This is a genomic window from bacterium (assembly GCA_030247525.1).
Taxonomy (GTDB): Bacteria; Electryoneota; JAOADG01; order JAOADG01; family JAOADG01; genus JAOTSC01.
On the sequence record JAOTSC010000110.1, the window covers coordinates 1 to 11,142 of the forward strand.

Consider the following 11,142-nt stretch of genomic DNA (forward strand, 5'->3'; position numbering starts at 1 on the left):
GTTACGAGTAATGAAATTGGTGCCAATGCGGTCACGACCGGAAAATTGGCAACAGGGGCCGTAACCAGAAACGAACTGGCTGCCAATTCTGTGATCGATACGAAGATTGCCAGCAGTGCCGTGACCAATGCAAAAATCGCAACCAATGCAGTCGATAGCACCAAAATTGCGGATAGTTCGGTTACGACGGCCAAGATCAATGCCGGTGCAGTCGATGGCACAAAGATCGCAACGGGAGCAGTTGATAACGCACAATTAGCTAATAATGCAGTCGATAATACAAAGATTGCGGATAGTGCAGTATCGAACACGAAGCTCCAGGACGGTGCAATTACCAATCTGAAAATCGCTTCGGGATCGGTCGCTGAAGATCGTTTGAACACTGCACTCACGACGAAACTATCCAAGCACCTTACGGACGGAAATTTCAAGGGCGATGTTTTTGCCAGTGATGGTACTACTAAGCTCATCGATGCGACTACTGGAAAAGTAACGACTGCACTGCAAACTTCCAGTGGTGCATCACTCAATGATCGGGTCGAAGCAATCTACACTGATGTTTACAATAAAGATGTAGCGTTGCCGATTCTTGATAAAAACGTCAACAAATCCTTGGTGCATGCCACCTACAAGACCTATCGCCCAGGTACGACCACAGCCGATTTGAACATTGGTGTTACCGGCGATGCATGGGATAGTCTGTTCGATCTTACCCGTGCTGATAATGGTGAGGATTTGCTCGATGCATCTGGTGCACCGATTAAAGTAGTTTCGTTGTGGGGCAAACAAAGTAAAGCGAGTCCCATTACGGCAGGCAGTGATCCGAATGGTGTCGGTGCTGGTTGGTCGCGTAACGATGGTGATGGCACCACCAATTCCACTTGGTTTGAATTATCGGCGGTCCCGACTGCCAACTTCAACATCGTCTATTCAATCCGTAAAAAGCTATCGACGCTGCAGACTCGCGACTTGGTTACCGTTGGTGTGATCAAGGGTGGTCAATCCGATGCGAACATCACCGGCGCATTGCAGGATCTGAAAGGCACCACCAATTGGAACGATGCCGTTCCGAGCGGCAGAAAACTCACTGATCTTACCACGACCAAAGATGCCGGGGCAACCTATATCATTGCTGATGGTAAGGTAAAGGGAACCTCGATTGTCGCTGGTGAAGTTGGAACGACCCAGCTCGCCGACAATGGGGTAACGACCGCCAAGCTCCCCGATAATGCGATTACCACCCAGAAAATCAATGCGGGAGCGGTTACTAGTGCAAAGATTGCGTCCGCCACGATTACCGGTTCCAATGTTGCCAATGCCACTATTACCGGCACTCAGATTGCATCGAGTACGGTGACCGGCAGCAATATCGCTTCGGCGACCATCGCTCAAGGTAATCTTGCTAATAATAGTGTCGGATCCGCACAGATTGTCGATGCCAATATTACCACCGCGAAAATTGCGGCACTAGCAGTCGATAATACTAAGCTTGCTGATGGTGCAGTGACGAATGCCAAGATCGGTGCCAATGCGGTTGATGCAGCCAAACTTGCGAATGGTGCCGTTGGAACCACCCAGCTAGCCAACTTGGCGGTGGATAACACAAAGCTTGCCGATAGCTGTGTCAGCACCAGCAAGCTCGCGAACCTCGCGGTTGACTCAACCAAGATCGCTGACAGTGGTGTTACCACAGTCAAGATTGCGGCAAATGCGGTCGATGCATCAAAAATTGCTTCGGGTGCGGTAGGAACAACACAACTGGCTAATAGCGCAGTCGATTCCACCAAGCTCGCGAACAACGCGGTCGTTGCCGGAAAGATTGCGACTAACGCGGTTGTGAACGGTAATATCGCCGATGGTGCAATCACCGATACCAAGATTTCCGACGGGTCGGTAACGACGGCAAAACTGAATGCGACAGCGCTCTCGGTATTCGATGGTCGCAATCTGGTGCAGAATCCGTCATTCGAATCGGGGGCGTGGATCTGATGAGTTACTTCGATACTGACAACTCTCATTCCGTGTTCGGTGGCAATTCGCTGCGGCTGGTCGGTGACTCGACTACACCGAATGTCGTAACCGGACACAGCAATTCCATTCCGGTTGCCAACCGGGATTCGGTTGTGATATCAGCTTATGTATTCGTTCCGGCGATTACGGCTGGCACCACCTTTACCGGTGTCATTGAGTACATCGATAAAAATGGCAGCGTACTCAGCACCGGTGACTGGTTAAAACTGACAGCATCGAACAGTCAATTCACCCGGTACTATGCGATCAAAGATGTAACCACTTTTCCGAAAGACACCGTTGCAATCCAGCTGTCGTTTTCGCTTACGGAGAATGCAGGGAAACCGACCGGAACGGTGTACGTCGATTGCGTCAAGTGCGAGTACGGCAATAAACTGACTGGATATTCCGAGTCAGTGTTCTATGAAGAAATTTGCCAACACATCGGTGGCTTTGGTGTTGGCAAGATTGGTGCCAGTCAAATTGATAAGGATTCGGTAACCAGTGAACAGCTAGCTACTGATAACATGAGCCTCGAGAAAATGACTGGGTCAGCGCTGCAGTATGACGGATCGACTATCGTTGCCAATAACCTTTTAAATGCATGCAAGGGACTCGCTGTTAACGGGAATGCCGGTATTACTCAGACAATTGAAGTGCCGGATACCGGTGGCGGAAAATACACCATCGTTATTACCGATGGCATTATTACGAGCATCACATGAGCGAACCGGAACACATCGAACATTCTCATCTTGAGCCGCCATACTCCTGCCAGTACCACCTGGTAAAAATGGAGCAAGTCTCTCAGCAACTAGCCGATCTGCGCGATGCGGTGAAAGAACTAAACTCATCGATCAAAGGGAATGGTAAAGAGGGAATCATCGTCAAGGTAGATCGCAATACCAACTTCAGGATGCTGATGACGAAGTTGCTATGGTTACTTTTCACACCCCTTTACGGTGGTTTGATCGCATTCGTTTTTCAACATTTTATGGCACATCACTGAGGAAAGCATGAGCCTGTTAACTGCCGTGCCCATTGTGGGACAGATCATCGATAAAGCTGCCGGTATCATTGACAAGTGGGTTCCGGACAAAGACCTTGCTGCAAAGTTGAATCATGACTTGCAAGCGCAGATGCTGTCGCTCGACTACAGTGCACTGGAAAAAGAAATCGATGCCAAGGCGAAAGTACTGGTCGCGGAAGTTCAGGGACAAAGCTGGCTGCAACGCAACTGGCGACCATTGCTCATGCTCGTGTTCACATATATCGTTGCACACAACTTCGTGATCGCACCGATCTTCGGAATCACGTCAGTACCCGTACCGGAGCAGATGTGGACGCTCTTGAACATTGGAATCGGTGGTTACATCGTCGGTCGCAGCGCCGAGAAAATTGCAACAGTGGTAAAAAAGGGTATAGATCAAACAGCCTCTTGATCATCGTCTGAAAGAAGCTGTTTTAAAGCGATTACTTCAGGTGGAAGCAAATCTCGTTGATCACCCTGAACATCGTCTTCCCAACAAATGAGGTAGTCGCAGTCTTCTCTTTTTTGATGATTTATAAAACCACTTGCAAGTAGTTTAAACTCAGCAACATAGTATTGTCCTGTTTTTCTATCGACTAATATAGCATCTGGTTTCTGACCAACAGGAACAAATTCAAGCCTTTTAAGTAGCTCTGTATTCAAGCCACAGCAATATTCTAATTCGAGTTGTTCTGAAAGACTATTAAAAACAGCGTATAGGTCTGTCTCATTTCTTGGTTCCCAATAACGAGAGTTATCTCTTCTAAAAGGTTCAATTTGAATATGTCGAAGATTTTTCTTGTCAAAAACAAAGTCTCTTTCCGTTGTTGGGATTGATACTTTTACTAAAGTGCCGTCCTGTTCAGTAACGACCTTTTCTAGTTCAGTTGGTTGCTGAACATTTTTCAGCGAGAAAACTATTATTTTTTCATTTGAATCGTATTCGATTGAAAAAGTGTCATTGTCATTGATTGCGAATTTTTTGTAGAAGGGTCTACCTAGTCCACCAATTGAGTTATTCGGTGAGAGCAAGAGGTTTTCAAGTATCTCACTGTGTTCATCATTGTTAAGAAAATAGACAACTTTGACTTTCATTCGAGTAGGAGGAGTAAGAGAGTTTTTCCTTACGAATTCTGCACCAAGATGTACATTGCCAATCAGCCGGTATCTTGCAGTCACTGTGTAGTTAATTGATGGCATTTCTTCCTCCGTGAATTTGTAACTCTAACAAGGTAACAAGCCAGTGATTAAGCAACAAATGAGAGTTCAAGAATTACTTTCTGAATTACGTAGGCGCAGTAAATGTCGATAGAAATAAAAGTTATCTCGGCAGCATCTGGTAAATATTCTTCACGTCCTACCGGTACGGAGATCGATACCATCGTTATTCACTACACCGCGAATGGCAGTCTCGAGGATACGATTGCATGGTTTCAGAATCCTGCGAATAAGGTATCGGCGCACTATGTGATTGGTTTAGATGGTCGTATTGTCCGTATGGTGCCAGATTCAAAGCGGGCTTATCATGCTGGTGTTTCATCATTGAATGGTCGCACCGGTGTCAATGCATTTTCGATTGGCATCGAACTGGTCAACTGGGGTCCCCTCAAACTGCGCGATGGATCATACTTTTCATGGCCAGGTGATTATACGCACCCTTATGAGGGGGATACACCCCAACTGATCGCTGGCGAATACTGGCAACCGTTTCCGGAACCACAGCTAACTGCCCTCGAACAACTGGTACAACTCCTCCGCGAAGAGTACCCGATTCAGTGGATTGTAGGACACAACGAGATCGCCCCCGAGCGCAAGCGTGACCCTGGTCCCGCCTTCCCGTGGGAGCGGTTTCGCCCCAATGTTTGATTGTTCCTAGACATTCCTCAATTCACCCAAATTAGTCCCTACCTAAATATCCTGTAACCCTTGTCAGTAAAGGGATAGCGGTCATTTACAATGACTTGACTTCCCGTATAACCTTGTCTATTGTTCCATCACAAGAGCACTTATCACAAGGATATACAATGAGTTACACGGTATTTAACCAGCGTTTCGGAATCGAGATTGAAACAGCTGGGTGTAAGCGAGACAAGATCGCTCAAGCGATAAAGTCTGTAGTCAATGGAACAGTTTCCCAAGATCCCAGCGGTGCCTATAGCGCAACCCTTGTCACTCAACCCGATGGACGACAATGGCGAGTCCAGAATGACCGATCGATCATGGTGATGCGTGGGACTCAAGGCTCAGAGATTGTATCTCCAATTCTTACCTACGAAGACTTACCGATACTTCAACTGATCATCCGTGCAGTAAAGCTTGCAGGTTGCATACCTCACCGTAGTTGCAGTGTACACATACACGTTGATGCTGCTCCGCATACGGCAACATCGTTAGCCAATCTTGCAAAGATGGTGTACCGGAATGAAGACATGTTGTATCAGGCTATTGGTACATCGGAAGACCGGCGTAATCGTTGGACAAAGCCTCTGGAGCAAGAGTTTATAGATCGATTGGTAAAGCATCGGCCAGATGATATGAACCAACTGAATCGGGCTTGGTATGGTCGACAGAATAACTCACCTGAACACTACGATAGCTCAAGATATCACGGTTTAAACTTCAACAACCTGTGGCGCACGATTCAAACGATTGAGTTCCGATACTTTAACGCCTCTCTAAATACTCAGAAGATTACCAGTTGGATCCAGCTAGTACTGGCCATGTCAGCCAAGGCTCTTTGCCTCAAGCAAACCACACACAACAAGATCAAGACCGATAATCCCAAGTTCAACTTCCGGGTGTTTATGGTTGCAGGATTGGGAATGAAGGGTAGTGAGTTTAAGGTGGCTCGTACGATTCTCCTAGAGAAGTTACCAGGTAATGGCACTTGGCGATATGGGAAGCCGGAAAAGAAACTGGAGGTCGCGAGTGTCCAGTAATGATTGCACAATCCCATACTTCGCTTATGGTGCAAATCTCAGTTTCGAAGGAATGTACTATCGGTGCCCGGGGCATTTGCCCCGGTGTATCGCCTACATCGAGGACTACAAACTCGTCTTTCGCGGTGTTGCGTCGATCGAACCGGCACGAGGACATCGGGTGTATGGTGCATTGTATCTGCTCGACAAATCGCACTTGGATGCACTCGATCGATTCGAAGGATTTCCACGACTCTACCGGCGCGAGATCATGACAATCCGCAAAGCCGGAAACAATCATTACACCGAAGCATGGGTTTATCTAATGAATCCAGATCTATACGGTTACAGCGCACCCGGTAGCAGTTATCTCGAGACAATCATTGATGGTTGTCGTGACTGGGATATCCCGGAATTCTATCGGAAACAAATTATCAAAATCGCAAGGAGAAACCACTAATGGAAATCAAGCACGAACTCGTCAACGAGAATGCGGTCTTTACAGGATCGGCCGTAGAAGTTGTTCATCAGATGCGGTCTCAGCTCTATTTCGAAAAGGCTTTACCCTTTCGAGAGTATTTGAAACAGCTCATTGAAACAATCGAATCGATTGGTGGTCCTGAATTACATAAAACTGTTTTTAGTGATGACGAATCGCTAACTGATGAACAACTGGCAGAACGGTTCATTCAAGGAATCGTCAGTAATGGGATTTTCAAGGAGGCGTGAGCATTCACTCGCGCAAATGTTACACAAACTGCAAACCAACTTATTTCTCGAAAGGAGAAACATCATGGCAAATTCCAAGAAGCAAGTCGGTGATCGCGTTGTTATCACCGGCGGTCCGCGTAAAGGCATCCAGGGGATCATTACAGCGGTATTAGGAGTTAAGGTTAATTTGAGACTCGATGATGGAACAGAAATCCCGGCTGCTGTTGCCTGGCTGGACAAAATCGAATTGCAATCAGATCAACAACCGATCCAAGAAGTAGAATCTTCACCGACACCTGAAACCGAACAGGTTGATTCAGCGGATCAAGACCAAGATTCATGTAGCGGTAGTATGGTTGAGAATCTTATAACCCATGAAGAAATAATGCCTCAGATTGAAGCGTCTGTTTCTGTCGCACAAGAATGCGAAGTTGATGTTGTAACAATTGCTCGCAAACAGAAACGCGACAAAGTATCAGAAGAGGGGGCTGACGACATCTCCGAGCAGAAACCAATTACGAAAATGACTGTCGTAGAGTTGCAGAACCTAGCGAAAAAGCGCGACATTTCAATTGCTCGGACAAAGGCAGATTTCCTTCACATCATCAAGGAACTCGAACCCGAATGTGATACCGAGTCGTTAAAGGGGCCAGCTTTGTTCAAAAAGGTATCTGAACTGCATATCTCGAGGCTCCGGTCAAAGAAAGATCTGGTGGAGTTGTTGTTGATATAAGTATAGCTAAATCAACTCTTCCGGCAGATGCTCCTAAATGGGCATCTGTTTCTTCGTTAATTTTGTTATGAGCTCTTATCATTGATGTAGGTGTGACAAGTAGGATCAACGGATAGTTTACCTACACTAATAAGATGCCCTGATTAAGATCAACTACAGAGTAAACATGCGTCGAACAAAAATCACTCTTAAGCAGTTAGAAGCTTTCCTTTTTAAATCCGCGGATATCCTATACGGTAAAATGGATGCCTCCGAGTACAAAGAGTACATATTCGGTTTACTGTTCTTGAAGCGTCTCTCTGACGTCTTTGAAGAAAAGCGCGAGTTGTTGAAGAAAGACTATACTCACCTGTCCTCAGACCGACTCACTGAAATACTCGAAAACAGAACCAGTTATGGTGATACTATTTACGTGCCACCTCGCGCTAGATGGAATACTCAATGGTTTGAAACAGTGGAAGAGCCCAAAGCAAACAGCGAAACAACAACGTCCCAAGTACTACGTCCAGCCCTCAAAGATACACAGATTGGAATAGGCGAGGTATTAAACAAAGCCATCGCTGCACTAGAGGATGACAACGAAGTATTACACGGTGTGCTCAAAGGCAACATCAACTTTAATGAGCAAGTATCCGGTAAACCTAAAATCAAGAACGACGACCTCAAAGATTTACTCGACCACTTCACGAAGAGTGTGGACGGGTTAGGAATTCCTCTCGTCAATGATGTGTTCGAGTTCCCTGACTTATTAGGTGCTGCGTATGAGTATCTAATCAAAGAGTTCGCCGACAGTGCTGGTAAGAAGGGTGGACAGTTTTATACGCCTCCTTGGGTTGTACGCCTTATGGTTAGGTTGATTGATCCCAAACCAAAAATGAGTATTTACGATCCAACCGTCGGATCAGGCGGTATGCTCATACAGTGTAGTCAGTACGTAAGCGAGCAGGGTGGTGATGGAACTGACCTCGACTTCCACGGGCAGGACAGTGATGGTGGTGTTGTATCAATTGCCAAGATGAATCTCATCCTACACAACTTACAATCCTCGCACATCGAATTCGGCAATACGCTTGAAGAACCTCACAATGAAAAGGATGGTGCACTCATCCAGTTCGACCGAGTGATTGCCAATCCACCTTTTGCGCAAAACTGGTCTCTATCTCGTTGTAAACGTCCTGAACGCTTCCAGTATGGACATGCACCACAGACTGGGAAAAAAGCGGATCTAATGTTTCTCCAACACATGCTGGCAAGTTTAAAGATTTCGGGTCGTGGTGCAGTTGTCATGCCGCACGGGGTACTATTTCGAGGACGCAAGGAACGAGATATTCGAATTGCATTGTTACGTGCGAGAGTAATCGAAGCAATCATCGGACTTCCACCAAAATTGTTCTACGGTACTGGCATACCCGCTGTTATCATCATCCTCAACAAATCTATTCCTGATCAAGAACGTGACTTTATTTTCATGATTAATGCTGATCGAGAGTTCGCAGAGGGGAAAAAGCAGAACCAGCTTCGTCCTGAAGATATCGAAAAAATCGTATACGTTTTCAATAACCGCATTGAAGAAGATAAGTATTCCCGACGTGTACCTATTTCATCAATCGAACAGGATCACGACTGGAACTTAAACTTACGTCGCTACGTAGATAACACCCCACCAGCGGAACCAGAAGATGTGCGGTGCCATCTGCACGGTGGTGTACCGCGAGCTGAAGTAGATGCGTCCAAATCCACTAAACAATTCGAAAAGTTCAAACTCTCCGCTACATGCATCTTTGATGAACTCGATGATCAACGATTAATATTTATGTCTGAAATGTCTAATTCGTCCGATGTGCGGGAACGAATTGAGAGTCAACCAGAATTATCAGATACTCGCAAACGCTTGAACGACGCGCTTGCCGGGTGGTGGTTGACTGCTCGCAACGATTTCTCAGAACTCGCGCCAAAAGCGTATGGCAACACCATCAATTCAACAAATGATTCTCGCATACCATCAGTGCGTGCTGCTTTACTTAAACAGCTTGTAGATGTACTACTACCTCTTGGTGTACTTGACGACTACCAATCACGTGGTGTGTTTGTGAATTGGTGGGATGATATCAAGTATGATCTCAAGACGATAACATCTATCGGTTGGTCTCCCACACTCATCCCGGAACAATTAGTCATCGACAAGTTCTTCGATACAGAGCGCGATGTCCTGGTTGCACTGGAACAATCCATAGCAGAATCTGAGGCAGTAGTCGCTGAGGCGGTGGAAAATGCGCAAGCAATTCTCGAATACGAGTCTGATGAAGAAGAAACAATCACTCCCGCTCTTATGCTTAGTGAACTGACAAATGAGATCGGCAACGATGAAACTGAGAAGACAAAGGTGCTACGTGACGCGCGTGAAATTCTCAAAGCAGCCTTAGCGAAACAGAAGGAGCAAAAAGATGCACACAAGAAACTTAAGGAAGCACTCACACTGAAAGTTGAATTCAAGCTCTTTGGTGTCGAGGACAAACTAGAAGAAAAGAACAACCTACTCGAATTGGCTGAAAGTGAACTTGCTGCTGCTGGTGGTCCGTTACCAGCTACACCAACTCGACGCTCTAAAGGACAGCCCAAAGCCACGGAAGCCGAGAAAGCCGAGTTGAAAAAGCGCAAGGCACTTACCGAGGACGTGGCTACTCTTACAACAACCATCGCTAGCTACCATGCACTCCTTGAAGAGATTGGTGGTGTCGTTACAACGGAAGAAGCTCAAGAGTTAATTCTGCAAAAGCATCACGATTTAATAGCAGGTTGTTTGGAACGATACGTGCAGTCCGAAGAGCGAGTACTATTCGGAATCTTCGAAAACTTGTTCGCGAAATATTCTGTCAGTTCTAAGGCTTTGGAGGATGCACGACAAACAACGCTTGATGAATTGCAGGGGTACTTAACTAAGTTGGGTTACCTATGACTTATAAGAATACACATTTGGAAGACCTCTTAGACTCGACGGTTTCTGGGTATTGGGGTGAGGATTACGCTACAACTAAGAGTCGCAACTTATGCCAAGTTATTCGCAATGGTGATGTTGGTAAAAATGGCTGCATAGACCAGAATGACTTGCCCAGGCGATGGTTTAGTAATTCAGAATTAGCGAAAGCTTTAGTTCGTAAGGGCGATTCCATTCTTGTGTCATCAGGGGCATACACCGGTAACGTTGGTCGATTATCTGACAGCTCAAAGAATAGGTTACCCGTTATTGCATCCAATTTTGTGAGGAGACTGCGTTCAAAAGAAGGTGTTCGACCCGACTGGCTTTATCACTTACTGCGATCAGGAGATATTCAAGCTCAGGTGCCTGCTTATGTTGGTGGAAGTGCGATGCCTAATTTGCAACCAGACTTCTACAAATATTGTCGAGTTCCTGTCTGCCCTTCACCGCAAGTTCAGGACATAATAATTCGAATAATCAACTCTATCGATTCCACTATCGATCAAGCAGAAACACTGCTTGCAAAGCAGCAACGAATCAAGACTGGATTAATTCACGACCTTCTTACGCGAGGTTTAGATGCTCAAGGTCGTCTCCGGGATCCTTCAAATTACCCAATTGTCTCAACAAGAGTTGGGAATATTCCTGCTGAATGGAATCTGTCAACCGTCGGCGAAGAATGCTACCAAGTCTGTGTTGGAATAGTGATTCGTCCAACACAATACTACTCTGAGACTGGTCCCATAGCACTGCTGTCTCTTAT

The 11,142-nt window shown here is 46.1% G+C and carries 12 protein-coding genes; 11 read left to right on the forward strand and 1 reads right to left on the reverse strand.

The genetic code is table 11. The annotated features are described in order from the left end of the window. The 4 genes from OEM52_10350 to OEM52_10365 form a co-directional block, all read left to right on the forward strand. A partial coding sequence (locus OEM52_10350; protein ID MDK9700532.1) for a hypothetical protein occupies positions 1-1,989 on the forward strand: 1,989 nt, incomplete at its 5' end. Next, positions 1,989-2,735, forward strand: coding sequence for a hypothetical protein (locus OEM52_10355; protein MDK9700533.1), 747 nt, complete (start codon positions 1,989-1,991; stop codon positions 2,733-2,735). The genes OEM52_10350 and OEM52_10355, both read left to right, overlap by 1 nt. After that, positions 2,732-3,019 (forward strand): hypothetical protein, encoded by a 288-nt coding sequence (locus tag OEM52_10360; protein ID MDK9700534.1) that lies wholly within the window; start codon positions 2,732-2,734, stop codon positions 3,017-3,019. The genes OEM52_10355 and OEM52_10360 overlap by 4 nt, the downstream gene beginning before the upstream one ends. A gap of 7 nt (positions 3,020-3,026) precedes the next feature. Next, entirely contained in the window at positions 3,027-3,452 is a 426-nt protein-coding gene (locus tag OEM52_10365) for a holin family protein (protein ID MDK9700535.1), read from the forward strand. Here OEM52_10365 and OEM52_10370 read toward each other — a convergent pair. Further along, positions 3,437-4,240: a hypothetical protein gene (locus OEM52_10370; GenBank protein MDK9700536.1), complete on the reverse strand. Its 804-nt coding sequence runs from the start codon at positions 4,238-4,240 to the stop codon at positions 3,437-3,439. The two genes, OEM52_10365 and OEM52_10370, sit on opposite strands and share 16 nt — an antisense overlap. A gap of 102 nt (positions 4,241-4,342) precedes the next feature. Here OEM52_10370 and OEM52_10375 point away from each other — a divergent pair, with 102 nt between their 5' ends. The 7 genes from OEM52_10375 to OEM52_10405 form a co-directional block, all read left to right on the forward strand. Then, on the forward strand, positions 4,343-4,906 hold the full coding sequence (locus OEM52_10375; GenBank protein MDK9700537.1) for an N-acetylmuramoyl-L-alanine amidase: 564 nt from the start codon (positions 4,343-4,345) through the stop codon (positions 4,904-4,906). 158 nt (positions 4,907-5,064) lie between these two features. Beyond that, positions 5,065-5,979, forward strand: a complete 915-nt coding sequence (locus OEM52_10380) for an amidoligase family protein (protein MDK9700538.1) — start codon at positions 5,065-5,067, stop codon at positions 5,977-5,979. Next, positions 5,969-6,418 (forward strand): gamma-glutamylcyclotransferase, encoded by a 450-nt coding sequence (locus OEM52_10385; protein ID MDK9700539.1) that lies wholly within the window; start codon positions 5,969-5,971, stop codon positions 6,416-6,418. Before OEM52_10380 ends, OEM52_10385 begins: the two co-directional genes overlap by 11 nt. Continuing rightward, positions 6,418-6,687: a hypothetical protein gene (locus tag OEM52_10390; protein MDK9700540.1), complete on the forward strand. Its 270-nt coding sequence runs from the start codon at positions 6,418-6,420 to the stop codon at positions 6,685-6,687. The genes OEM52_10385 and OEM52_10390 overlap by 1 nt, the downstream gene beginning before the upstream one ends. Positions 6,688-6,751: 64 nt before the next feature. Beyond that, on the forward strand, positions 6,752-7,402 hold the full coding sequence (locus OEM52_10395; GenBank protein MDK9700541.1) for a hypothetical protein: 651 nt from the start codon (positions 6,752-6,754) through the stop codon (positions 7,400-7,402). 166 nt (positions 7,403-7,568) lie between these two features. After that, a complete protein-coding gene (locus OEM52_10400; protein ID MDK9700542.1) occupies positions 7,569-10,358 on the forward strand; it encodes an N-6 DNA methylase in 2,790 nt (929 codons plus the stop codon). Continuing rightward, positions 10,355-11,142, forward strand: a 788-nt coding sequence (locus tag OEM52_10405) for a restriction endonuclease subunit S (GenBank protein MDK9700543.1), incomplete at its 3' end; no start/stop codon positions are given. The genes OEM52_10400 and OEM52_10405, both read left to right, overlap by 4 nt.